General features: G+C 62.5%; 25 protein-coding genes and 1 tRNA gene. 8 read left to right on the top strand and 18 right to left on the bottom strand.

The genetic code is table 11. The features are described from left to right. Positions 1–212: alpha/beta hydrolase (locus QAT43_RS05520; RefSeq protein ID WP_305042050.1), on the top strand; the 212-nt coding region annotated here is incomplete at its 5' end. A 175-nt stretch (positions 213–387) separates the two neighbouring features. On the opposite strand, the gene QAT43_RS05525 is transcribed toward QAT43_RS05520, so the two are convergent. From QAT43_RS05525 to QAT43_RS05535, 3 genes are all read right to left on the bottom strand, one after another. Next, a complete protein-coding gene (locus tag QAT43_RS05525; protein ID WP_092056516.1) occupies positions 388–1,233 on the bottom strand; it encodes a DUF169 domain-containing protein in 846 nt (281 codons plus the stop codon). A 111-nt stretch (positions 1,234–1,344) separates the two neighbouring features. After that, entirely contained in the window at positions 1,345–1,683 is a 339-nt protein-coding gene (locus tag QAT43_RS05530) for a MarR family winged helix-turn-helix transcriptional regulator (protein ID WP_205748055.1), read from the bottom strand. Positions 1,684–2,315: 632 nt separating this feature from the next. Continuing rightward, positions 2,316–2,392, bottom strand: a tRNA-Arg gene (locus QAT43_RS05535). Positions 2,393–2,533: 141 nt separating this feature from the next. Between QAT43_RS05535 and QAT43_RS05540 the strand changes: the two genes are divergently transcribed. Beyond that, positions 2,534–3,400: an MBL fold metallo-hydrolase gene (locus tag QAT43_RS05540; RefSeq protein WP_305042051.1), complete on the top strand. Its 867-nt coding sequence runs from the start codon at positions 2,534–2,536 to the stop codon at positions 3,398–3,400. On the opposite strand, the gene QAT43_RS05545 is transcribed toward QAT43_RS05540, so the two are convergent. After that, entirely contained in the window at positions 3,389–3,757 is a 369-nt protein-coding gene (locus QAT43_RS05545) for a response regulator (RefSeq protein WP_305042052.1), read from the bottom strand. The two genes, QAT43_RS05540 and QAT43_RS05545, sit on opposite strands and share 12 nt — an antisense overlap. Positions 3,758–3,763: 6 nt before the next feature. Further along, positions 3,764–4,432 carry a hypothetical protein gene (locus QAT43_RS05550; protein WP_305042053.1) on the bottom strand — a complete coding sequence of 223 codons (669 nt, stop codon included), beginning with the start codon at positions 4,430–4,432 and terminating at the stop codon, positions 3,764–3,766. Positions 4,433–4,627: 195 nt separating this feature from the next. Here QAT43_RS05550 and QAT43_RS05555 point away from each other — a divergent pair, with 195 nt between their 5' ends. Continuing rightward, a complete protein-coding gene (locus tag QAT43_RS05555; RefSeq protein ID WP_305042054.1) occupies positions 4,628–5,125 on the top strand; it encodes a ferritin-like domain-containing protein in 498 nt (165 codons plus the stop codon). Between the two features lie 114 nt (positions 5,126–5,239). Here QAT43_RS05555 and QAT43_RS05560 read toward each other — a convergent pair whose 3' ends face one another. From QAT43_RS05560 to QAT43_RS05600, 9 genes are read right to left on the bottom strand one after another with little or no spacing between them, the layout of a single operon-like run. Next, complete coding sequence (locus QAT43_RS05560) at positions 5,240–6,298, bottom strand: hypothetical protein (RefSeq protein WP_305042055.1); 1,059 nt, start codon at positions 6,296–6,298, stop codon at positions 5,240–5,242. Further along, on the bottom strand, positions 6,295–6,732 hold the full coding sequence (locus tag QAT43_RS05565; protein ID WP_305042056.1) for a quinol:electron acceptor oxidoreductase subunit ActD: 438 nt from the start codon (positions 6,730–6,732) through the stop codon (positions 6,295–6,297). Before QAT43_RS05565 ends, QAT43_RS05560 begins: the two co-directional genes overlap by 4 nt. Continuing rightward, complete coding sequence (nrfD, locus tag QAT43_RS05570) at positions 6,732–8,054, bottom strand: NrfD/PsrC family molybdoenzyme membrane anchor subunit (protein ID WP_305042057.1); 1,323 nt, start codon at positions 8,052–8,054, stop codon at positions 6,732–6,734. Before nrfD ends, QAT43_RS05565 begins: the two co-directional genes overlap by 1 nt. After that, positions 8,051–10,843, bottom strand: a complete 2,793-nt coding sequence (locus QAT43_RS05575; RefSeq protein ID WP_305042058.1) for a 4Fe-4S dicluster domain-containing protein — start codon at positions 10,841–10,843, stop codon at positions 8,051–8,053. The genes nrfD and QAT43_RS05575 overlap by 4 nt, the downstream gene beginning before the upstream one ends. Before the next feature lie 35 nt (positions 10,844–10,878). Continuing rightward, the gene (locus QAT43_RS05580; protein ID WP_305042059.1) at positions 10,879–11,421 is read right to left on the bottom strand and encodes a cytochrome c3 family protein; all 543 of its coding nucleotides are present in this window, start codon (positions 11,419–11,421) and stop codon (positions 10,879–10,881) included. Further along, positions 11,418–12,728: a c-type cytochrome gene (locus QAT43_RS05585; RefSeq protein WP_305042060.1), complete on the bottom strand. Its 1,311-nt coding sequence runs from the start codon at positions 12,726–12,728 to the stop codon at positions 11,418–11,420. Before QAT43_RS05585 ends, QAT43_RS05580 begins: the two co-directional genes overlap by 4 nt. A 15-nt stretch (positions 12,729–12,743) precedes the next feature. Continuing rightward, positions 12,744–13,550 carry a cytochrome c3 family protein gene (locus QAT43_RS05590; protein ID WP_305042061.1) on the bottom strand — a complete coding sequence of 269 codons (807 nt, stop codon included), beginning with the start codon at positions 13,548–13,550 and terminating at the stop codon, positions 12,744–12,746. 11 nt (positions 13,551–13,561) lie between these two features. Continuing rightward, entirely contained in the window at positions 13,562–14,662 is a 1,101-nt protein-coding gene (locus QAT43_RS05595; RefSeq protein ID WP_305042062.1) for a cytochrome b, read from the bottom strand. Between the two features lie 8 nt (positions 14,663–14,670). Continuing rightward, positions 14,671–15,105, bottom strand: coding sequence for a QcrA and Rieske domain-containing protein (locus tag QAT43_RS05600; RefSeq protein WP_305042063.1), 435 nt, complete (start codon positions 15,103–15,105; stop codon positions 14,671–14,673). Positions 15,106–15,215: 110 nt separating this feature from the next. On the opposite strand from QAT43_RS05600, the gene gshB reads away from it, so the two are divergent. Next, entirely contained in the window at positions 15,216–16,169 is a 954-nt protein-coding gene (gene gshB / locus QAT43_RS05605; protein WP_305042064.1) for a glutathione synthase, read from the top strand. A gap of 56 nt (positions 16,170–16,225) precedes the next feature. Here gshB and QAT43_RS05610 read toward each other — a convergent pair whose 3' ends face one another. Then, positions 16,226–16,915, bottom strand: a complete 690-nt coding sequence (locus QAT43_RS05610) for a DUF1573 domain-containing protein (RefSeq protein WP_305042065.1) — start codon at positions 16,913–16,915, stop codon at positions 16,226–16,228. 194 nt (positions 16,916–17,109) lie between these two features. On the opposite strand from QAT43_RS05610, the gene hpt reads away from it, so the two are divergent. Beyond that, positions 17,110–17,652, top strand: a complete 543-nt coding sequence (hpt, locus tag QAT43_RS05615) for a hypoxanthine phosphoribosyltransferase (RefSeq protein WP_305042066.1) — start codon at positions 17,110–17,112, stop codon at positions 17,650–17,652. After that, positions 17,649–19,154 (top strand): DUF3426 domain-containing protein, encoded by a 1,506-nt coding sequence (locus QAT43_RS05620; protein ID WP_305042067.1) that lies wholly within the window; start codon positions 17,649–17,651, stop codon positions 19,152–19,154. The genes hpt and QAT43_RS05620 overlap by 4 nt, the downstream gene beginning before the upstream one ends. A gap of 99 nt (positions 19,155–19,253) precedes the next feature. On the opposite strand, the gene QAT43_RS05625 is transcribed toward QAT43_RS05620, so the two are convergent. Further along, on the bottom strand, positions 19,254–19,457 hold the full coding sequence (locus QAT43_RS05625; protein ID WP_305042068.1) for a twin-arginine translocase TatA/TatE family subunit: 204 nt from the start codon (positions 19,455–19,457) through the stop codon (positions 19,254–19,256). 135 nt (positions 19,458–19,592) lie between these two features. Further along, positions 19,593–19,760, bottom strand: a complete 168-nt coding sequence (locus tag QAT43_RS05630; RefSeq protein ID WP_305042069.1) for a DUF362 domain-containing protein — start codon at positions 19,758–19,760, stop codon at positions 19,593–19,595. A gap of 291 nt (positions 19,761–20,051) precedes the next feature. Between QAT43_RS05630 and QAT43_RS05635 the strand changes: the two genes are divergently transcribed. Next, positions 20,052–21,317, top strand: a complete 1,266-nt coding sequence (locus QAT43_RS05635) for an acetate kinase (RefSeq protein WP_305042070.1) — start codon at positions 20,052–20,054, stop codon at positions 21,315–21,317. 73 nt (positions 21,318–21,390) lie between these two features. Here the strand turns inward: QAT43_RS05635 and pta are convergent, their stop codons facing one another. Continuing rightward, entirely contained in the window at positions 21,391–22,392 is a 1,002-nt protein-coding gene (gene pta, locus QAT43_RS05640; RefSeq protein ID WP_305042071.1) for a phosphate acetyltransferase, read from the bottom strand. Positions 22,393–22,583: 191 nt separating this feature from the next. On the opposite strand from pta, the gene QAT43_RS05645 reads away from it, so the two are divergent. Further along, a partial coding sequence (locus QAT43_RS05645; protein WP_305042072.1) for an energy transducer TonB occupies positions 22,584–23,508 on the top strand: 925 nt, incomplete at its 3' end.

The raw sequence follows: 23,508 nt of genomic DNA on the forward strand, positions 1-23,508 counted from the left end.
AAAATTTCGAATCCATTTCTCCCAGGCCGATCCTCTTCATCATTGGCGAACATGCCCACTCCCGGTATTTCAGTGAGGATGCCTACGAAATGGCCGCAGAACCGAAGGAGCTTTATGTCGTCAAAGAGGCCGGCCATGTGGATTTGTACGATCGGGTAGACGTCATCCCCTGGGACAGGATCATCACTTTTCTTACCGAAAGCCTGAAATAGACCGAACGCAAAAACGACTCACTTCAAAATAAATCCGCTCCCCCATAAAATCGCAGGGTTGGAAAGTCTGGATAATAAAGGGGACCAGCCTTTGAAGGATGGTCCCCTTATTTTTTGCATTTTGAGGTCGTGTAACGGATTAGAATGCCTAAAGACTCAGCACTTCTCGAAAAGGTTAAACTCCTTCCCCCCAAGTTTTTGCACTACGATTCACCTTTTTGCGTACGGTCTTCCATTCGCCGTCGACGTTGAATATGGAGTCAGGCAAAGCCTTCAACATTTTCTGATACAACGACCAAGGGACCGTAAACGTCAGCTCGTCAGTTTTCATGTATTTTCTTGCCGATGGATCGAAGCCGCCCAGCACGGCTTTTTCCATACCTTGTTCCTGATAGTGAAGAGGCCAGCCGACAATGTTAGTGCATCCGGCTCCGAAAGGCGAAGCTACACTGTCGACCTCCCCGGTGGTGAATGTCGTGTGGGTGAAAAGACCGGTCAACACTTCGGGACGGGCGAAGAAGATGACGAACTCAGGTTTCTCGCCCCCAGAAAATAGCGATAACGGTTTGAAGATGCAGTATTTTGCGGGGGCCTTGCGAGGGTCGACCTTGGCAAGAAATTTTCGCATGGCTTCGGGAGAGGGAAGATACCGTTCCCCATGAATGGGCGTTCCCTCAAAGCCCGTGGTCACGTAGTGCTCTATGAATCGGAGATTGGGTTTCATCATGGAGCAGTAGAACGATCCGCCGGGGCATCCATATTCTTCCGTAGAAATATAGGCAGCCCCCTGTTTTCTCCTGGCCAGCCAGATGTTGGCTATTACGCAGGAGAAGTTCTGAAAAACCGCCTGCATGTCAATCTGCCCCTGATCTTCCAGTTCTCGCGAAATCGGTGGGCCGGCCTTGGGGCCAAACGCGTTTTCCGGTTTGTTGTCATCGTAATAGACGCCAATGGGATCTTCATTCAAACCGAGATGCTTCAGAAATGTTTTGGTTTCCTCAAGTATCGATTGCTCGATCATGATATTTTCTCCTTCTGATGTTGTCGTGGCATGTAGGGGGATAAGCTCGCAAGCGTTTCGCAGTCAAGTTGTACCTGCAACCATTTTCGCAATATGAATCGTCCGTGTTGGTCAGGTCAGTCCTCTCAGGTTTTTTATGGTGCGTGAGAGGAGCGACCTGAGAACCAACATTTCGTCCTCTGCCATGCCGTGTTGAGCTTCTTCCAGAATTGCTCTGGCGATGGTTGCACATCGCTCCGCCGTTTCCAGAGCCTTTGGGGTCGGCGTAACGATTCTCTGCCTGTTGTCTTTCGGACCTGTCGTACGTTCAATCCAGCCGCGCCTTTCAAGTCCATTCGTCAGGCGACTCACACTTGATTTCTCAAGATGCAGTCGCTCCCCAAGTTGCCCCTGGGTCATGGGCTCACTGTTCAGGAGCACGATAATGGCTCCCCATTGTTCGGCGGTCATGTCGATGCCTGCCTCGTGGAGTCGCACGGCGAGCAGATTGCTCAGCAGTCTGCTCGCAACTCCGGTCAGGTATCCCAGGGATTGATTGTGGTCATACGAAAACGGCATAGTTTAGTTGTATACACAACCATGCCTTGCGGCGTCAAGCATTTTTATGCGGCCGCCAAAAGGCCTACTTGTCCCGTTTCTTGCCCCGGTAATTTTTTGGAGATTGAGTCGCGCGAATCTGGCTATTCCGAAAACCCCTGTAATACGAAACGCCACCCGAATTTAAATATCAAGGTCACCTTGCAAATTTGAAAGCCCACGATCCATAAAACAACATGCTCGAACTGTATTTGCAAGAATACACTAATTTTTAAGCCAAAGGTCAATTCCCGCCACCCAGGCGCAAGCCCAGGTCGACAAAATAATGTTGGCATGATTTTTTATTTCATAACTATTTATTCTGCTTGGCATTTTTTCTACAGATCGTCCAATGGTCATTCTAGGGATGACCGCTGGACAACCGAAAACACTGGTTTTCAGCCATCCAATGGTCAATAGTGATTCTGTGACGTCACAGAATCGTCACAAAAACGTCACACAACGAACAAGGGGTTACAGCACATGCCGTAACCCCTTGATATTATTGGTGCGCGATAGTGGACTCGAACCACTGACCTTTGGCTCCGGAGGCCAACGCTCTATCCAACTGAGCTAATCGCGCATGGACTGCCTTGTATAGCCTATCCGTGGGGGAATTGCAACCGCAAAAACACGCCTTTGGCTCTGTGTCCGGAACCCCTTGTCGGGCCGCGAAAAGCCCTGTTACAATCGGCGCCATCAACTTTTGCGCGAGGCGGTTCGCATGCGTTTTTTCACGGCACTTTGGTTTTTACTGTTGGTCATCGGGGCGCCCGGCGCCTGGGCCAACACCCTCAGCTATCAGGTGGAAAAGCTTGACGAGGGGGTGTACGCGGCCATCGCCCAACCGGGGGGACGGGCGTCCTCCAACGCCTTTTTCGTCGAGGCGGGCGACGTGGTCATCGTCGCCGGCGCGCACTTTACCGCCGAGGCCCTTCGCGACCTGATGTCTGTGGTAGCCACGACCACACCCAACCCCATTCGCTACTTCATTCTCTGCCATCATCATCACGGCTATTCCTATATCGACCTCGACTTTCCGCCGGGCAAGGACGTGCTCATGTCCTGGCAGACTTATCAGGCCCTGGAGTCGGAACCGCGGCAGATCCGTTTTCCGGTGATGTTTTTCAATCAAGGATTGACCCTTAAGATGGGCGGACGCACCATCATCCTCACCAACATGGAGCGCGGCCACAGCGAGGGAGACACGGTGGTCTACCTGCCCGATTCGGGCATCCTCTTCACCAGTGATCTGTTCTACAACAAGGGGGCGGGTTTTCTGGGCGACGGAAAAATGGAGGACTGGGTGCTGGCGCTGGAATTCCTGGAGCGGCTACGGGCCGACAAGATTGTTCCCGGCTACGGGCCAGTGGGCAATCGCGGCGACCTGACGGAGTTCAAGAATTACTTGCGGGCATTTCTCTCGGAAGTGCTGCGCCTGATCGAGGAGGGCCATTCCCTGGAGGAAGCGAAAAAGCACTTTTCCCTGCCCCGCTATGAGCATTACGCCGGTTTTCGCCAGTTTCTCGAGGGCAACCTGGAGCACGCCTACAACGACCTGAAAAAGACCCTGAACGGCTCAACGCAGTAGGCCGTCCACCATCTCCTGCAATTCACGAATCACAAAGGGCTTGCACAGCCAGGCCTGCACGCCATAGCTCTCGGCTTTTTCCCGGTCCTTGGCATCGAACTGGCGCGCCGTCATGGCGATAATCGGGCACGGGCGAATGGCGGCATCGGCGCGAATGGCGCGAATGGCCTGCAAGCCATCGAGTCGCCCGGGCATCATCAGGTCCATGAGGATCAGGTCGGGCTGCTCATCGCGCGCCAGGGCCACGCCGTCCTCGCCACTGGGCGCATGGACGAAGACGCGCCCCTCCCTGGCTAGGATCACCTCAATCAGCCGGCAAATATCAGGCTGGTCGTCGACGATCAGGATTTTCTTCACCGCGGATCAACTCGCTTCGGCACATCCCGATTCATCGAAAATCGCGGGGAAATGATCGACGAACCAGAGAAGTTGGGCGGTGGCAAATTCGTAGGTCTTGGCGCGTGCCGCCGCCAGCCGCTGATGCAGGGCCGACTGGGTGATGCCGATGGCCTCGGCGGCCGTGGCTTCGGTGCCGTGGCGGCGATAGGCCAGATAGGCTTCGAGCTGTTTTTGCGTCCAGGTTTCAAAAAGGGTCTGCAACAGCAGGGAAATGGTGTTGGCGCCGGCATCGAGCAGGGGATCGCCGCTTGCGAGGAAGGTTCCGCCGCGATGACGCCGCGCTCGTTCAAGCGCCCTGCGCGAACGAAGCACGCAGGGACCTGCAAGGCGGGCCAGTCCTTCATGGAGATTGCCGCCCAGGTCGCCGCGCCCGATGCCGGTAGTGATCTGCAAGGGGAAAAGACGGTGCCGCAGAAACAGGTCGATTTCAAAAGCCGCCGGCAAGGACATGGGCACGGCGCGCCATTCGTGACCGGACCCCAGGGTCAGCGGCAGGAACAGTTTGTCGCGAAAAACTTCGTTGGTCTGCTTGAGTGCTGCCTCGATACGTGCCGCGACATCTTCACGCCCCCGCCGCCTGGCCACCGGCAGCAGGTCGGAATGAAGACAGATCGACAATTCCTCAGTAGCCATAACATCTCCCCGCGCCGGAAAAAAACGAATCTTCAAGATGTTACCCCATCAAGGCTCGCTGTCAACCAGCTTTGCGCCCATTCCTTGGTGCATCGGAGCAAGCTGGACAAGACTTCATTGCCCTGCGTCGCCGGATTTTTCATGGAACTATGGTATTCTTTTCGCATTTCAAATTCCCGCAAAGGAGAGATCCGGATGGCTGAAAAAATCGATGTGCAGGATGCGTTGAAAAAGTCGATTCTGACCGAGAAAAGCGCCATGGATTTTTACACCCTGGGCGCCACCAAGATGAAAAACGCTGAAGCGAAAAAGTTTTTCGAGCTACTGGCACGCGAGGAACGTGAACACGCGGGACAGTTTTTCGCCATTTACAAGGGCGGCGACATTCCCGACTTCGAGTCCTTCGTCAACACGCCCGCCGATCTGCACGGCGACTGGCTGAGCGGCCTGGAAAAATCCCTGCTATCCGACTTCAACGAGCGCAAGGCCATGGAACTGGCCATGGAGAAGGAACAGCGCCTGGAAAAGCATCTGCGCGACATGGCAGCACGCATGGACGATCCGGCGGTCAAGGCGGTCTACGAGGCCAACGCCAAGTCGACCCATCACCATTATCAGCTCATCGAGTCGGAATACGCTCGCCTGATGGGCATGGTGCATGAAACCGACATCGATACCTACGTGCGCGAATAGGCGCACGATTCCGTCTTACATCATCAGAAAAGGCCCTGTTCTGCGCAGGGCCTTTCGTTGTTTCCCGCGTAGGGGCGAGGTACTGCCTCGCCCTGGGCGACCCATGGGTCGCCCCTACCCCTCCCCGCCTACCGCTTCGGGCAGCACCTCGCCTTGGCCGTGGACCAGGACCAGCCATCCCATCCCCAGTACCAAATTCTGAAAAAGGGTGACGCCCAGGTGCAATGGCGCCTCGGGCAGGATGAAGAACAGCCGCTCCCCGAACAACCCGGCCAGCACCGCCAGCGCCACCAGCGCGACCAGAGCCGGCCGTTCCTTGACGCGGCGCGCCATGAGCCCAATGAAGGGCGCGACAAAACAGGCGAGGATCACCAGCAGGGCCAGGTTGCGTAGCCCCGCCGATTGCAGGCGCGCGACGATGAAGCCGGTTTCCTCCGGCAGATTGCCGTACCAGAGCAGCAGGAACTGGGCGAAAAACAGACCGCCCCAGAGCACGCTGAAACCGAACAGCAGCCGGGCGACATCGCGGTGGTGGGCGCCGATCACCTCCGGCGCCTGGCGCTGTTTGCCCCCTCCCAGTACAAAAAACAACAGCGCCGCCAAGGCCACCCCGGCGTAGAGGGCTTCAACGAAAAAGTAGGCGCCCAGCAGCGAACTCATCCACGGATAGGCCAGGGACATGACCAGATCGAAGGCCAGCAGGGACTGACAGGCGACAAATGCGAAAAGAAACAACACCGCGTCGCGCTGACAGGGCTCCGCTCGTGCCGCGGCACTCAGAGCAAAGCGTCGCCCCGTCCACCAGACGGCGAGCAGCAGAAGCAGGTTGCGCACCAGGAAAAAGGGCCCGTTGAGCCAGGGACCCGGTTTTTCGTGCCAGGGATAGAGGTCCAGGCGCGGCGCCAGGCACAAAAACAACAAGGCCAGCACCAGCAGCAGGGGATGAACGCAGAGCAACTCGCGCCGCAGGGAGGCAATCCAGCGCGCCCGCGTCAACTCGGCCGCCGCCGCCAGGGCGAGACAGCCCTGCGCCAGGCCGCTCCAGAACACCAGGGTGAGCAGCAGCGCGCCGCGGTTGGGCGTGAGCTTGCCGTACTCGAAGAGCAGCACCAGCCCCGCCGCCAGGAGCAGCAGCAGGTAAAGATCGCGCCGCTTGAAGGTAACCAGCATCATCGTTTTTTCTCCTCCCGCACGCGGACCATGAAACAGTCCCCATGGGCATCGACGTCGCTGGCCTCGCCGAAACCGGGGCGGCGCGCCAGCAGCAAAAAACCGCCGAAGGCACACAGGGAACCGCACAGGATGGTGAGCAGATAAGCGATGAGCAGAAACGGCGGCACCGAGACGATGGGCTTGCCGCCGGTGATCAGCGGCCAGGACAACACCGTGTAGCAGACGAAGGCCAACCCTCCGGCAAAGCCCAGCACGCCGCCGCCCAGGGCGAAAAAGCGCACGCCGCCGGGCGGCAGGGCAAATATTTCATCCACCTCGTGCACATGGAAGGGCATGTGGATGTCCAGATCCCGCCAGCCGTGGCCCGCGTCGCGCAACTCGCGCAACCGGGCGAGAAATTCCTCGCGATCGTGAAAAACCTGCATGGGCTCCATCACAGGCGCTCCTTGATCTCGGTCATGGAGAGAACCGGCAGCAGCTTGCAGAACAGCAGGAACATGGCGAAAAACAGGCCGAAGGAACCCAGGGTGATGCCCAGTTCCGCCAGGCTGACCTGGTAGGTGCCCCAGGCATAGGGGCTGTATTCTCGCGCCAGGGAATTGACGATGATGACAAAGCGCTCCAGCCACATGCCTACATTGACCAGCAGCGAGAGGATGAACAGCCAGCGGAGGTTGCGCCGCCAGGACTTGCGCCACAGGGTCAGGGGCAGCAGGGAATTGCACAGAATCATGATCCAGTAGAGAAACCAGTAGTCGCCGAAGGAGCGGTAGCGAAACTGCTCCATCTCGAAGAGATTGCCGTGGTACCAGGCCAGGGCTGTCTCGCAGATGTAGGAATAGCTGACGATCAGCGAGGTGAAGAGCAGAATCTTGGCCAAGGCCTCGAAGTGATCCACCTGGATATAGGCCTCGAGCCCGAGAATGCGGCGCATGGGGATGGTCAGGGTGAAGACCATGGCGCTGCCCGAGAGAATCGCTCCGGCCACGAAGTAGGGCGCGAAAATGGTGGTATGCCAGCCGGGCACGATGCTCACCGCGAAATCCCAGGAAACGATGGAATGCACCGAGGCCACCAGGGGCGTGGCGAAGGCGGCGAGAAACAGATAGACGCGGTTGTAGTGGCGCCACTCGTCGAGACTGCCGCTCCAGCCCAAGGACAACCAGCCGTAGACGCGGCTGCGCCAGCCCTGCAGGCGGCGGCGCAGAATGGCCAGGTCGGGCAGCAGGCCGATATAGAAAAACGCCGCGCTCACCAGCATGTAGGTGGTGACCGCGAACACGTCCCACACCAGCGGCGAGCGGAAATTGGGCCAGATCAGGCGCTCACTGGGATAGGGCAGCAGGTAGTAGAAGATCCACACCCTTCCGAGGTGAATCAGGGGAAAAAGTCCGGCCACGCTCAGGGCGATGAGCGTCATGGCCTCGGCGGCGCGGTTGAAGCTGGTGCGAAAGCGCGCGCGGAACAGGTAGAGCACCGCCGAGATCAGGGTGCCCGAATGGGCGATGCCGACCCAGAAGACGAAATTGGTGATAAACACACCCCAACTGACTGGATGGTTGATGCCGGCTATTCCCATTCCCTGCCAGATGATCACCCCCCAGATTGCAAACAGCATCAGCACCAGCAGCCCGCACAGCCCTAAGGCCCCCAGATAGCGCAGACTGGGTCGACTCATGGCGGCCAGGACGGTGCGCTCCAGGCGTTCGGCCGGGGCGAGGTTTGGGCCGGCGTTCAATCCGGGTTCCTGGCTCATGCCGGCCTCCTGCATCCCAGGTAGTATACCGAAGGTTCGGTGCCCAGTCCGGCAAAGACTCGATGGGGGTCGAGGTCGCCGATCAGCCGGCTGACCCGCGCCTCGGGGTCGCGCAGGTTGCCGAAACTGATGGCCCGCGCCGGACAGCTTTGCGCGCAGGCGGGCACTACCTCGCCGTCGGCGATCAGGCGCCCCTTGTCCTTGGCGCGGTCGCGGGCAACGCGGATGCGCTGGATGCAGAAGGTACACTTCTCCATAACCCCCCGGTCGCGCGCGACCAGATCGGGATTGAGCATCTGGTCGAGGGGCGCCTCGCGGCGATGCTCCCACCAGTTGAAACGGCGCACCTTGTAGGGGCAATTGTTGGAACAGTAGCGGGTGCCCACACAGCGCTGGTAGACCTGGACGTTGAGCCCCTCGGGGTTGTGATAGGCGGCGTACACCGGGCATACCGGCTCGCAGGGCGCGTAGTGGCAGTGCTGGCAGAGCATGGGGAGAAACTGGGGACGGCCGCTGTCGTAATAGGGTTCGATGCGCAGCCAGGACATCTCGCGCCCCTTGAGATGGTCGCGCCGCCCCACCACCGGCACGTTGTTTTCGATGTAGCAGGCCGCCACGCAGGCGCTGCAGCCGGTGCAGCGGTCGAGGTCGATGACCAGGGCCCAGCTGTAGTGGGCATGATCGTGCTCGGGGTAGAGTTCGGAGCGGGTCGCGACCGGGTGCGCGTCCTGATGCACCGGGTCGGGAATGATGCCGCGCCCGTGCTGGGAGGTCGAGCCCGCAAGGATCGGCAGGCGCTCGCGGCCGACGCGCCGCACCTGGCCGATGTCGCGCCAGGCGAGCAATTCCCCGGTGTGCTCATCGGCGGCGAAGGGCAAGCCCGCCAGGGCCTCCCGCGAGACCGTCAGCACACCCGCGGCCAGGCCAGGCTGGATCTTGACCGGCAGGGCGAGGCGCAAGCCGCCGAGGCTCAATTCCGCCACATCCTGCTCCTTGAGGCGCCAGTTCCGGGCATCCGCCTCGGACAGCGCCAGCCACTGGCCCCAACTGATGGTGGTCAGGGGCTCGGGGATTTCGGAAAGCAGCGCCAAAGGCCGGCCGCGCCCGTCGAAATGGCGCAGGGAAGGCGTCAGCAGCAGACCCGGGGTGGCCGTCGCGGCGGGCCCCTGGGCGGTCCCAAGAACGGCGGCTGTTTCGCTAGCCCGCAGGGCGGGCGCCGACTCCGCCGATGCGGGCAATTCCACCCAGCCCTGCCGCGCCAGATCCCCGAGTTGCTGGTCAACGAGGCGCTGCTCCCAGGCGGCGAGCAGGTAATCGCGGTAGCTCCGCGCCGCCGGTGGCGCGTCGGGGCGCAACCGCCGCCAGAGTTCCAGAAGCATGTCGCCTTCGCCGCGCGCCTCGCCAAAAGGCTCGGCCAGGGGCTGGAACAGGGACAACACCCCAGCGACCGGCTCGGCATCCCCCCAGGTTTCCAGGCCGTGAGCCAGGGGCAACAGCAGGTCGGCGGCGGCGCTGGTTTCATCCTCCATATCGACCAGCGCCACGCGCAGTCCCGCCCCCGCCAAGGCCGCGCCGAAGGCGAACGCGTCGGGGCTGTTGTACACCGGATTGCAGCGCGCGACCAGAATCACACCGATCTCCCGCGCCGCCAGCGCCTCGGCCAGTCCACGCAGATCATTGAGGGTGCCGAGGGCGGCGTAATTCTGCCCGCGCGCGAAGGACAGGCGCGCGCCCTCGGGATCCAGCAGCCGTTGCAGAAGGCCCGCCAGCACCGCCGTCTCCAGCCCCCCGACCTGGGCCGTGGCGCTGCCGCCCGCCAGCACCAGGGGCCGCTCGGCCTGCCGCAACGCCTCGGCCAGTTCCTCGATGCGCTGGGCCTCCAGGCCGGTGGCCGCCGCGGTGCCGGGCAAATCGGGAGATACCGCCAGGCCGCGCAGGTCCTCGGGCAAACGCTCCCGCCAGGGTGAGCGTGCCACCAGGCCGGCCAGCAGGAAGCGCAGCAGCCTCGCCTCGCTGCCGGGGCGCAGGCCGAGATGCCGGTCGGCGTTAGCGCCGCTCAGGGACAGATGAGGTTCGGCGTGCCACCAGGCAAACTCCGGGTTCTGGCGGGCTTCACTCAAGGCGCCGGCGAAGGCCACCGGCTGGACGAAGGTTTCGAGCACATCGGCGCCCAGGGTCAGCAGCAGATCGGCGGAGGTCAACTGCCACTGCGGCAGCTCCGCGCGGCCGAAGAGCAGGTCATGGGCGGCACGCAGGTTGGCATGGGCGTAGAGCTCGCTTTCCGGCAGGCGTTCCAGGCCGACGGCGCGACAGGTCTCGGCGATCAAACCGCTCAGGCTGCCGGTGGTGCGCCCGGCCAGGTACACCGAGCGGCGCCCGGCCTGCCGGTCTTGATGCAGGGCGTCCGCCAGCAGGTCCCAGGCCTGCTCCCAGGTCAGATCGCGCCAGACGCCGTCAACCTTGCGGCGCGGCGCAAGCACGCGGCGCGGATGGTAGCGCCGCTCCAGGCCGGCCTGGCCGCGCAGGCACAGGCCGCCACGACTCAGGGGGTGGTCGGGATGGCCTTCGAGTTTGACCGGCCGCCCCTCGCGCAACCGCACCAGCAGGCCACAGTGGGCCGGGCACTCGTTGCAGGTGGAGGCACGCCACTGGGCTTCGCCTGGCATCACGCCATCGCCCGGCGGCACCAGCTGCGAGATGAGGGTGCCGTGCGTCCCCTCCTTGCGGCAACCGGGCAACAGGGCGCTACCGAAAAAGCCGAGCAGTCTGAGAAAGTTTCGTCGTTCCATGGATTCCGGTTTCCGCAAGGGCAGTGCGGCCGCCCCTACTGATGACAGATGGCGCAGTCGCGGGACGCGCCGCTTTTCACATGACAGCCGACGCAAAAGCCCATGTTCAGGGTGCGCACCTGGCGCACCTCGGTCATCACCGCCACGGGGCCGTGACAGCTGTCGCAGCCCACCCCGGCCTTGACATGGCGCTTGTGGGAAAAATAAATGAATTCGGGCAATTGATGGATACGCACCCATGAGATGGGCTGTTGCTCGTCCCAGTAACGGAGTAGCTTTTGCACCTCGGGCCGCTCTCGAGCGATCTGCCGGTGGCAGGTCAGGCACTTTTCCACGGGCGGCACGCCGGCGCCGCGTGCCTGCTCGACCGTTTCATGACAAAAGTTGCAGGCCAGCCCCAGGCCGAGAACGTGGGTCGGATGAGGAAAGGCAATGGGCTGGGGCGGAGGCGGCAACTGCCCGGCGCGGTACAGGCCGACCACCCCCACCGCCAGGATGAAAAAGCCGAAATGGCCGAGAATGAGCGCCGCCAGGGCCAGGCGCCGCAGGGTGGTTTTCTGGGCGGGGGACAGACTCATGGCCGCTCCTCCCCCGGATTGTTCAGGCGATGCAGCAGATAGGCGCTCACCGCCGCGATGTCGTCGGCCGGCAGTCCCAGGCGCGGCATGGGCGGATAGGCGGAGTCCACGGGCAGCGGGTCGGCGATGAAGGCGGCGAGCCTCTCAGGCTGATCGGCGTACTTGGGCAGGACCTCGGCCAGGGGCGGCCCGACCAGGCGTCGGTCGAAGGCGTGGCACCCCTTGCAGGACGTCTCTAAAACCGCGCGGCCGCGGGCCAACCGGTCAGCGACGGGCGCCTCGGCCGTGACGGCCGGCTCCGCCGCGCCCAGGGCAGGTTCCTCGGCTTGCACCACCGGCACGGGGGTGGGCCGCAGACCGGCAGCGCGCGCCGGAACATGCTCGGCCAGGGCTCGGTCGCGCTGCACCTCACCCTGCACAGCCAGCAGGCCGAAGAGCAACACGAGGCCGCCGATGAGGACCGGTCGCAGGCGGCTCGGGCGCGGTGCGGTCCAGAAACGCAGCAGCACAACAAGAATCAGCGCCGCCAGCGTCAGCCGCAGAGCCGCCAGCACCAGGGCCGCGACGGACAGGGCCGGTCCGGGCAGCACCAGCAACTCCAGAACCAGGGGCAGGGGCAGCGCCGCCAGGAACAGGGCGAGCAAGGCCGTGCCCAGCCTCAGCCGCTGCCGTCCTTCGCCGGCCCGCTCCCTGACCTCCGCGCCGCCGCCGGACGGCAGAAGCAGCGCCCCGCACAGAGCAAAAGCCAGGCAGAGAAACTGTCCCCAGGCAAACAGGGCACTCCAAGACAGCAGCAGTTGGGGCAGCACGTCGAGCACCGGCCAGGTGCCGGGCATCGTCAGCAGGCTGAGCATGCAGAACAGGTGAAAGTAGCCCCCCAGCAACAGCAGGCAGCTACCCAGGGCGAGTCCTTGCAGCAGGGCGTCGGAACCGTCGGCGACCCGCAGGCGCCGGCGCCAGGCCTCGCCGCCGAGCAGACCCACGCCCAATAGAGCGAGACCAGGAAGCCACCAGAACACCGCCAAGTCGGGGCGGTAGGCCGCCTGGGCCAGCAGCGCCACCAGCGCCGCGCTCAGAAACAGCAGCAGGGTGAAGGCGCGCGTCGGCAGCAGGCGTGTCGCCAGGGCACCCGCCAACTGCCAGGCGTCCGTGGCGCCGCGCCGCCAGAAAACCGCCAGGGATGCCGTGAGCATTCCAGCCAGCAGCAACCCGCCAAGCGCCAGATGCACGCTCAGGGCCAAACCCAGCCCCACTTGGGACAGCAGTACCGAGGGGGCGGCGGTGAGGGGCGGAATGGCCAAAGGCATGGGCTTCAATCCAAATTATTCGGTGTTTTCCTGGCGGCCATAGCTTTGCCGCAGCAAGGCGAAAAGCCCGCTCGCCGCGAGCAGCAGAATTACCACTCCGGCGCCGATCCACTTGCGCTGGTTCAATTCGGCGCGCAGCTCCGCGACCTCATCCTGCATCCCGGCCAGCTTCGCCTGAAAGGTATCGGTCTGGCGGCGCACCTTGTCCACATCGACACTGTGAAAGAGGCGGTGAAAATCATTGCGCAGGGCAAACAAGCGCCCTTGCCAGTCCTCGACGGCGATACCGATGCGCCGCAGTTGCTTAAGCTCCGCATCCAGCGCGAGAATGAGGGTCTCGGTCTGCTCCATGGCCGTGCGCAGTTCCCCGGCGCGGCCATAGTCATGGCAACGCGAGCAATCCTGCGGATTGATCAGATCAAGGCCGGCCACCCGCACCGCGTGACTGCCGTGGCAGGTCACGCATTGCGGCCCGCCCTCACCCAAGGCCAGGCCATGGGCGCTGGCGCGATAATCCTCCTCCACTCCCACATGGCAGCGCCCACAGAAGGAAGGCACCGCGGAATCCTCGGGAGCGCCGAGAAAACCACGCTCCGGGCTCATGGCTTCCATGCTCATCAGGGTCGGATCGCCGCCATGGCAGCCGTGACAGGAAATGCCGTTGCCCTGATGGACGCTGCCCCGCCAGAGCGCGACGGGCTCGCCCAAGGCTCCGGGCTGGGGGGCATGGCACTGGATGCAGCTTCCCTCATCGGCCCAAACCGCCAGGGGCGCCGCCAGCAACCCGAGGATCAACAGCCCCGCCAGTCCCATGCGCCTCATCAGATGCGTCCTCATGACAGATGCCCCCAGACGGAAATGCCGACGAACGCCAGAATGCCCAGGACAAAGCAGACCAGGAACAGGGGCCGCTTGGCCGGGCGACGCTCGGGCGAACGATCGAGAAACGGCAAGAGCGCGAGCAGGGTCATCAGCACCCCCTGGATGCCCAGACCGATGAGTTCGCTGGGAAAGACCTTGAGGGTCTGATAGGCCCAGAGGAAATACCATTCCGGCTTGATGCGCGGCGGCGTGACGAAGGGATCGGCAGGCTCGAAGGCCGATGGGGGGATGAACAGATTGGGAGCGAAAAACACCAGGACGGCGAGTACCGCAAGAAAAAAGCAGATGACCGCGCCATCCTTGACCGCGTAATTGGGAAAAAAAGGAATGCCCCCCGGATGATGCTCATGCTCGAAGGTGTAACGCGGCGGCTCGCCTTGATAATCCTCTCCGAAGGGCGGCCGCGAGATGCCGGCGCGGCGCACGCAGAACAGATGCACGCCCACCAGCAGTCCGAACACCAGGGGCAAGCCCATGACATGCAGGGCGAAGAACCGCCCCAGGGTGGCGTCGCCGACCATGGCGCCGCCGCGCAAAAAGCGCACGATGTCATCGCCGATGACCGGGATTGCCCCCGGCGCCTCCGTCGCCACGGTGGTCGCCCAAAAAGACAGCTGGCTCCAAGGCAGCAGATAGCCGGTGAGGCACAGCACCAAGGTCAGGTTGAAAATCAGAAAGCCCGATAGCCAGGTCAGCTCGCGCGGCTTCTTGTAGGCGTTCATGAACAGCACGGAGAGCATGTGCAGCAGCAGGGCGACGACGATGAGATTGGACCCCACCGCGTGCAGATTGCGGATCAGCCAGCCGTAGGGCACCTCGTTCATGATAGCCTGCACGCTGGCGAAGGCTTGTTCGGTATCAGGAACGTAATAGACCAGCAGCAGGATACCCGTGACGAACTGCAAACCGAACAGGGTCAGCAGTACCGCGCCCAGGGTGTACCAGATATTGATCTTGCGCGGCAGCAGATAGTTGGTGAGGTTCTGTTCGAGGAGATCGCGGATGCCCAGGCGAATATCGAGCCAGTCGACGAGAGTTTTGCGCAGGGACATGAAGGCTCCTATCCGACCAGGATCTGGTCATCACGCAGGCTAACGGCGAGACTCTCGAGAGGTCGCGGGGGTGGACCACCGAGCACCGCGCCTTCGGCGGAGAACAGCCCCGCATGGCAGGGGCAGAGAAAGCGCTGTTCGGCGGCCTGCCATTGAATCACGCAACCGAGGTGGGTGCACACCGCGGAAAAGGCGGTGAAGTGCCCGGCGCGGGTCTGCAGCACCACCGCCGGGCGGCCGCGAAAGTTAAAGAAGTGCGCGCCGCCCAGGGGAACCTGATCACGGGACAGCGCCACCTGGTCCTGGGCCTCGGCCCCCTTGCGCGGCGCAAGAAATCGCCAGACAGGATACAGGGCCGCGCCCGTCAGAACCGCACCGATGCCCGCCAGCAGCGTGGCGAGCAGAGCCCGCCGGCGGGCAAAATCCTTGGACCCGGTGTCCATTCGTCCTCCTTGCTGATCGTTCGGAAAGTGGCAGGCGCTGGCAAAACAGAGCAAAACGCTTAACATTATAGACGTCGCCACGCCTCTTTCAACCTGCAGCGGAGGATTCCATGAACTCTGCGCCCGCCCTGTTCGTGATTGATCCACCCGAGCGCCTCGATCCGCCGACGGATACGACCCTGGCCCTGATGCGGGAACTCCAGGGACGCGGCCGCCCGGTTTACTGGACGACACTCAACGGCCTCGACCTGCGCGACGGCGTGCCCTGGGCGCAGACGCGTCCGGCGCTCTTCATCGCCCATGAGGACCGACTTGCCCCCGCGGACGTCGAGGCATTCGACCTGAGCCGCGCCGCCATGGTGTTCATGCGCAAGGATCCGCCCGTCGACCTTGCCTACCTGCACGCCACCCTGATTCTCGACCGCCTGCCGTCGAACATCCTGCAAATCAACCCACCCCAGGCGCTGCGCCTGCATTGCGAGAAGCTCATTCCGGCCCTGTTTCCCGAGTTGGCGCCAGAATCCCTGCTGAGCAGCGATGCGCGACGCCTGGAAGGCTTTCTGCGTGAGCACCAGCACATCGTCATCAAGCCCCTGGAGGATTGCAGCGGCCACGGCGTCTACGAATTGCGCCGGGGCGATGCCAACGCGCGACCGCTGCTCGCGGCCATGACCGATTCAGGCCGGCGCTTCCTCCAGGCCCAACGGTTTCTTCCGGAAATTCGGGATGGAGACAAGCGGGTGCTGCTGTTGGACGGAGAGATTCTCGGCTGGGTGCGGCGGGTGCCGGCGGCGGGGGATTTTCGTTCCAACGTCAATGCCGGGGGCCGTTGCGTGCCGTGCGAATTGACCGACAGCGATCGGCGCATCTGCGCCACCCTCGGCCCCTGGTTGCGCCGCGAGGGCATTGTGCTGGCCGGCGTCGACATCGTCGGCGACAAGGTGCTGGAGGTCAACATCACCAGCCCCTCCTGCCTGCGCGAAATCAATCAGCTCACCGGCCAGCGCCTTGAATCCCGCATCATCGACGTCCTGGAACAGCGCCTGCGGCCGGGCGGGGCGTAAAAAAAGCGCCCCCTCGGCGGAAGGGGCGCTTTTGATATCAGGTACGGATGGCGCCTTCAGGGCGTCACGGTGCCGAATACGGGCAGGCGCAACTCGGGCACGCCGGAATGATTGGTGGGAATGATGATATAGCCGCTCAGCCGACCACGTTCCTGGGTGGGAACGGCGGTAACCCGCAAGGTGGCCGTGGCTCCGGGAGCCAGCTGCCGAGCGTCCAGCGTGGCCTTGAGGTCAGGATGACTGAGGTTGATCTCACCCAGGGACAGGCTTTCCTTGCCCTGGTTGCGCAGGCTCACCAAGGCCTCCTTGACTTCGCCGCTGCGGATGACGCCGAAATCAATCCGCGCCGGATCAGTTTCGATGATCTGCGCGACGACGCCCTGCATGGTCAACTGCACCACCTCCTGGCGCGGGTCGTTGGTGTACAGATAGATGGTCTTGACCTGGCGGCCGCGAAAGCGCGAGGTGTCAAAAACCGCCTCGATCTCCGCCACATCACCGGGTGCGACAACCTCCGCCGAAAGACGCGGCACCGTGCAGCCGCACGAAGAACGCACCCGATCGATGGTCAGGGGCGCCTGGCCGGCATTGCGAAAGCGAAAGGTGCGGGTCACCTTCTCGCCCTCGAACACGGTACCGAAATCAAAATCGGACACCTCGATCTCGAAACGCGGCTCCTGGGCCGCGACCAGAGGCACCCAGGGCAGCATGAGGATCAGGCACATCAGAAACACGCGGGACAGCATCCGTCACCCACCTCCTGTTCGTGGTTGAAATTCCCGGATGCGATTCTAGCACAGCCGAGGACGCGCCGCCACCCCTTCAGACCCTTCGCTTTCGCCGGGCAACGCCGCAACAAACGCCGGACGAACGGATTGACAGAAGGCGCGAATCTTGCTATAAAACAATCTTTATTAAAATCTAATTTTATGGAGATTCCATGACCGAAGTGCACATGGATCTGCTTTTTTCCCGCGAACGCATCGCCACCGAAATCGCACGCCTCGCCGGGCGGATCGATGAGGAATACGCCGGCCGCGAAATCCTTCTGGTGAGTGTTCTCAAGGGTTCCCTGCTGTTTACCGCCGATCTGCTGCGTGCCTTGAAAACCCCCGCGGCGGTTGACTTCGTGCGCCTCGCCAGCTATGGTTCGGACACCCAATCCTCGGGAATCGTTGAGTTTCGCTACAATCTCGAAACTCCGATCCGTAACCGCGACGTGATCATCGTCGAGGATATCGTCGACAGCGGCTACACCCTGGAAGCTCTCTACAACAAACTGCTCATGCAAGAACCCCGCAGCCTGAAAATCTGCACCCTCATCGACAAGCGCGCCCGACGGGAAGTCGCCATCGAGGCCGACTATGTCGGCATCAGCATGGAGGACGGGTTCATCGTCGGCTACGGCCTGGATTTTGACGAAAAGTACCGCCAGCTTGCCGACATCTATCTGGTCAAGCCCGAGGAGACATCTTTGCCATGATCATCAAGTGCGAGAAGTGCGGTACCCGCTTTCGCATGGCGGATGAGAAAATGCAGCCCGACGGCATCAAGGTTCGCTGCGCCAAATGCCAAGCCGTTTTCCGCGCAATGCCCACCGAAGCGCCGCCCGCGTCGATGCCGCCCGCGGAGACTCCGCGGCAGGCTCCGGCTCCGCAAACGGAACTCCCCGGCGGCTTTGATTTCGCGGCCGGCCCCGCCTCGCCCGAGACCCAACAGCCCGAGGACGACTTCGACTTTGGCACAGCCGAACGCTCCACCGCCGAAGAACCCCAGGGAGACGATTTCGATCTCGGCGATTTTGATATCGACCGCGACACCTCCGCCTCACCGGATTTCGAGAAAGTTGTGCCCGCGACGGAACCGGACGCCATCAATTTCAACAAGGCAATCCCCGAGGAGGAAGGCACCGACGAATTCGGTGATTTTTCCTTCACCGAGGCCATGGATGAGGATTTCGCGGAGGGCGCCCGACCTCCCGAGCAGGACCAGGACGCCCTCGGCGATTTCAGCTTTGCCGAGGACCAGAGCGCGATCCCGCCCGCGGAGGACAAGGAAGAATTCGACTTCTCCCCCGAGGAGCCTGGGGCGCAAGCGCCCGTCGAGGAAGAGGAAGACTTCGACTTTTCCGCCGAGGACCTCGGCGCGACCTTCACCGAGGATGAGGAAGAAGAAGAGGAAATCGCCTTGGTTGCCGGTGAAGCGCCCGAGGCCGACCGGGACTTCTCCGACGAGGATTTTTCTCTTTCCTCCGCCGATGAATCCGACGAGTTGCCCCCAAGACCCAGCGCGAAGCTTGCGCCGGCAGCCGCGGCCGCCGATGCGGCATTGAGCGCCAAAGCAACCGACATGGCCCCCGCAGCCGGCGCCGCCGAGCGCTTGCCGCCCCGGGCGGAGGAGGCTGCCGCGCCCCTGATTGCACGCCCCGCGCCCCGCAAAAGCCCGGTCGCATCGCTGATGGTCTTTTTGCTGGTGCTGCTCATCGTACTGACGGCCATCACCGGCTATCTCTTCTGGCAAAAAGGCCCGCAAGCCTTTGAGCAGTTGATTCTCGGGCTGACGGGCGAAAAAGCGGTGCCGCCCGGCTCCCAGGAGGGGATCGATCTGCGGGCGTTGCAAAGTCTGTTCGTCGCCAACCAGGAAGCGGGCGAACTCTTTGTCATCCACGGCCAGGCGGTCAATCGGTTTGCCGAGCCCCGCTCGGCCATTCAGGTCAAGGGCGTGGTCTATGCCGCGGACGGCAAACCGATTTTGCAGCAGACGGTTTTTTGCGGCAATGCGCTCAGCGACGAGGATTTGCGCACCCTGCCCTACGCCGGCATCGAGGAGGCTATGAACAACCAGTTCGGCGAGACGCTCTCCAACCTCAACGTGCGTCCCGGGCAAACCATTCCCTTCACCATCGTGTTTCGCAACCTGCCGCCCAACATGAGCGAATTTACCGTCGAGATCGTCGACTCCCGACCGGTTACCGCTGATCAGTAACGCAACCTTCCCGCTCCGACCAGGCACGAAAAAAGCCGCTCCCCAATCCAGGGGGCGGCTTTTTCTTTGACCCGATCCTGCTGCGACAGGGATCGACGGCTATTTGTCTTGGTCTTTTTTATCCGTCGTGCTTTCGTCGCTCTTGGGGGTGATGTCGATCTCATCCTTGGCATCCACCGCTTTCTTGAAATTGCGGATGCCGCGGCCCAAGGCGTTGCCGATGTCGGGCAGCCGGCCGGCGCCGAAGATAATGAGAACCAGCACGAGAATGATGATGAGTTCCGTGGTACCGAGTCCGAACATGCCTTTGAGCCTCCTGCCTTCAGTGCGAAAGCAGCCCGTCAGTTTCAACTGCCGTCAGATGGATGAGCGCGGGATGCGAGAAAAAGAGGGGGCGGCCTAAGCCGCCCCCCGTCCTACTACTGAATCCGGCTTGCATTAAGCCTGGATGGCATCAACCGGGCAGCTGTCGACGCAGGCGCCGCAATCGGTGCAGGTGGCAGCGTCGATGACGCGCTTGTCGCCCTGCTCGCTGATGGCCTCGACCGGGCAAGTCGGATCGCAGGCACCGCAATTGATGCATTCATCGGTAATCGTGTGAGCCATGAGATTCTCCTCCTCTGGGTGATTTTGGCCGACTTTACACCAACTCCGCCCCGCCTGTCTACCCCAAAGCCCGGCCCCGGCATCGCGGCGCGCGCCAGGAAATCCCTTGCAATCACCGGGTCGCTCATATATCTTTTATAACGTCTTTTTCAGCTTTTCCCTTCATTGTTCAATAGGATTCCAGCAACCTCAAGGAAGCCATGGGGAAACGGCCGAGAGAATTCTTAAACGCCGTTTTGTCTTTTTTGGGGCTTTTGCGGGACGATCACACCACGAGGAGGAACTTTTTCCATGGACATCCTGGCTCTCAACTGCGGCAGTTCTTCGGTTAAATACCAGCTCTTCGACTGGAAGAAAAAACAGGTCATTGCCAAGGGCATGGTCGAACGCGTCACCATCGGCGATTCATTCATCGTCCATGAAGTGCCTGGGCGCGAAACCTACCGGGAAGAATACGAATGTCCCGACCATCAGGTAGCCATCCACCTGATCATCAAGATGCTGGCTCATCCCCAGTACGGCGTGGTTCAGGACATCAAGCAGATCAGCGCCGTCGGACACCGCGTGGTGCATGGCGGAGAAAAATTCACCCGCTCGGTGATGATCGACGACAACGTCCTCAACGCCATCAAGGACGTCCAGCACCTGGCGCCCCTGCACAATCCGCCCAACATCGCCGGCATCGAAGCCGCCCGCTCGGTGCTACCCGAGGTGCCACACGTCGCCATCTTCGACACGGCCTTTCATCAGACCATGCCCAAGCATGCCTACACCTATCCCCTGCCCTTCGACTGGTACGAAAAATACGGCGTACGCCGCTACGGCTTTCACGGCACCAGCCACCTCTATGTATCCAAGCGCGCGGCGGTCCTGCTCGGCAAGGATCCGAAGGACTGCAACATCATTACCATGCACATCGGCAACGGCGTCTCCCATAGCGCCATCAAGGGCGGCGTCTCCGTCGACACCTCCATGGGCCTGACGCCTCTTGAAGGCGCGGTGATGGGGACCCGCTGCGGCGACATCGACCCGGCCATTCCCATGTTCATCCAGCAGCAGGAAAACCTCTCGCCCAAGGAACTCGATTCCATTCTCAACAAGAAATCCGGGGTTCTGGGCATCACCGGGCAGTTCACCGACCGGCGCGACGTACTCGAAGGCGCCGCCAAGGGCGATGAGCGCTGCGCCCTGGCGCTGAAGATCGAAGCCTACCGCCTCAAGAAATACATCGGCGCCTACGCGGCGGCCACCGGCGGCATCGACGCCGTGGTATTCACGGCGGGCGTCGGCGAGATGGGCTGGCAGATTCGCGAAATGGCCCTGGAAGGACTGGAATTCATGGGCATTATTCTCGATCGCGAGAAGAACAAGAACACCATGACGCGCAAGGCGGAAACGCTCATCACCATCCCCGAGTCGAGGGTCAAGGTGTTCGTCATCCCCACGGACGAGGAACTGGTGTTCACCGAGGATGTGGTCGGTATTCTCGAAGGCACCTACACGGATCACATGAACTTCCGCTACTCCTTCGCCAGTCGCGAGTTCCAGCGCAAATAGGTGTTCGCTTCTCCATGAAAAAAGGCCGGCGGGATGTCCCTGCCGGCCTTTTTTCTTTTCTCTTGCCTCGCCCTCAGCCCTGCGCCTGCACCGCGGTGATGGCCGCCACGTTGACGATGTCCTCCACCGAGCAGCCCCGCGACAGGTCGTTGACCGGCTTGGCCAGCCCCTGGATGATGGGGCCGACGGCTTCGGCGCCGGCGAGACGCTCGACCAGCTTGTAGCCGATGTTGCCGGCGTCGAGATCGGGGAAGATGAGGGTGTTGGCCTTGCCCGCCACCGTCGAGCCGGGGGCTTTTTTCTGCCCGACCTTGGGCAACAGGGCGGCATCGGCCTGCAGTTCGCCGTCGATCTGCAACTGGGGATCGAGGCTTTTGGCGATTTCGAGAGCTTTCAGCACCTTGTCGACATCCTCGTGCTGGGCGCTGCCCTTGGTGGAGAAGGACAGCATGGCGACGCGCGCCTCGACGCCGAGAAAGCTCTTGCAGCTGCGGGCGGTGGCGACGGCGATTTCGGCGAGAGCCTGGGCATCGGGATTGGGATTGACGGCGCAGTCGGCAAACAGCAGGGTGCCTTTCTCGCCGAATTCGGGGGTCTTGGTGATCATCAGGAACACCGAGGACACCGTCTTCATGCCCGGCGCGGTGCCGATCACCTGAAAAGCGGCGCGCAGGACGTCGCCGGTGGTGTTGGACGCTCCGGCCACCGCGCCGCCGGCATCGCCCTGGCGCACCATCATGGCGCCGAAGTAGAGGTTGTCGTTGCCGGTCAGCAGCTTGCGCGCCTCCTCGGCGGTCAGGCCCTTCTTCTTGCGCAGTTCCACCAGGGCGGCCACATAGCTTTCGAGCTTTTCGGCGCGCGCCGGGTCGATGAGGGTCACGCCGTCGAGGGAGCAGCCCAACTCCTTGGCCTTGTTCCACAGGGTTTCGGGATCGCCCAGCAGGACGACCTTGGCCAACCCCTGGGCGACGATGGTGCCCGCCGCCTGAATCATGCGGTCGTCGTAGCCTTCGGGCAGCACCACGGTTTGCAGCTTGGCCCGGGCCTTGGTCTTGATCTGATCTACCAAATGCATGCGAGTCTCCTCCTCCAAAACAGGGTTTTAAATGCATTGATCCGTCTTTATAGCCGAAGGTCCCGAGGTGGTCAACCCCCCTTGCCCCGGCCCCGATGCACGATTTTCACCAACGCCACTGGTGTCGGCGTAGCGCCTTCGAGTATAATCGGCCCCATTGCCTTCGACCTGGATAGAACTTTGCCGAATCTATGAATTTCAACCCCCGACAGTCCACCCTGCTGTGGTGGTTCATTCCCCTGTCGCTGCTTGTCCACCTGCTGCTGATGCTCCTGGTGCCGCATCTGGGCCCCAAGCCCGCGCGGCAACGCGAGGAGCCGGTCGTGGTCGAGGTGCGTCCGCCCCAGCCGCGTCCCCAGCCGCGCACCCGGGAACTCGACGTACCGCCGCCGCCCGCGCCGGAAAAGCCCCGCGAGGAGCCGGCACGGCGCCTGGGTCCCGAGGATCAGGTGGTGGTGCGCGAAACCGCCCCACGCGGCGAGGACATCGAGGATCTGCAGCCCGCCACGGCCGCGCCGCCGCCGCGTCCGGCAACCCAGCCGCGCCCGCAGCCGCGTCCCGAACCCCGGCCCCAGCCGCGCGAGCAAACCGCGCCTCCGGCGGTGACGCGCCCCGCCCCCGAGGCGCCCGCCCCGCCCGTCGCCGGCCCGCCGGAAGAAACCGCGCCCACGGCCGCCGCCGACCAGCCCCTGCCCGAACTGAAGGAACTGCTGCAACTGCCCCAGGCCACGGAAAATCGCCTGGAAAGCCAGCTGCGCCGCAAGTACCGCGCCGAGGTCGAGGAAGGCAACGCCGTCTGGCTGGACATGGAAAAGGATATCCTGATTTCCTTCTTCCAGCGTTTCCGCAACAACATCTACGGCGTGTGGAATTACCCGCGCAAGGCCGCCGAGCGCGGCGAGGAAGGCACCTGCCTGCTCAAGGTCACGGTGCGCCGCGACGGCAGCGTGCAGAGCGTCCAGCTCATGGAAAGCTCGGGCTCGGCACTACTTGACCAGGAAGCGATCCGCGCCGTGTGGCGGGGTGCGTCCTACGGTCCCCTGCCCCGCGCCTACGAAGAAGAAACCCTCACCATCTTCGCCTTTTTCCAATACCGCATCGGCCGCACCTTCATCT

The sequence above is a fragment of the Geoalkalibacter sp. genome, from assembly GCF_030604225.1.
In the GTDB taxonomy this organism is placed as follows: Bacteria; Desulfobacterota; Desulfuromonadia; order Desulfuromonadales; family Geoalkalibacteraceae; genus Geoalkalibacter.